Source organism: Psychrobacter sp. CAL346-MNA-CIBAN-0220 (genome assembly GCF_040309805.1).
Lineage (GTDB): Bacteria > Pseudomonadota > Gammaproteobacteria > Pseudomonadales > Moraxellaceae > Psychrobacter.
This window is the reverse complement of sequence record NZ_JBEOPF010000116.1, coordinates 1-286: the sequence shown is the minus strand read 5'-3', so window position 1 is coordinate 286 and position 286 is coordinate 1. Positions and strand designations below refer to the sequence as shown.

Sequence of the window (286 nt, the reverse complement as noted above, 5' to 3'; positions counted from 1 at the left end):
GAGTGAGCCGAGTACGCCCGCAGGTATTGCCCAAAGAGGCATTTTCATTTTGATAGCTGAGCCTATAAGTATTATGATATAGGTAATAAACAATATACCGTGTGCCATACCGATGTATTTCACACCTTCTGGAATGTCCAGCATATATTTTAGTGGCATGGCGATACAGAGCAATAATAAGAAAGAGGTGCCTTCTAGGTAGCCTATAATGGTAAGGCTTTTTAATGCGGCACTTTGTTTTTTTCTAAGATTATGTATTTGTTTGATAGTTAGCTGAGCATGTGAC

1 protein-coding gene is annotated in these 286 nt (G+C 39.2%); it reads right to left on the bottom strand.

Annotated elements, in window-relative coordinates; all coding sequences use genetic code 11:
• A partial coding sequence (locus AAEY88_RS12935; RefSeq protein ID WP_350563033.1) for a DUF3817 domain-containing protein occupies positions 1 to 258 on the bottom strand: 258 nt, incomplete at its 3' end.
• Positions 259 to 286 lie beyond the last annotated feature (28 nt).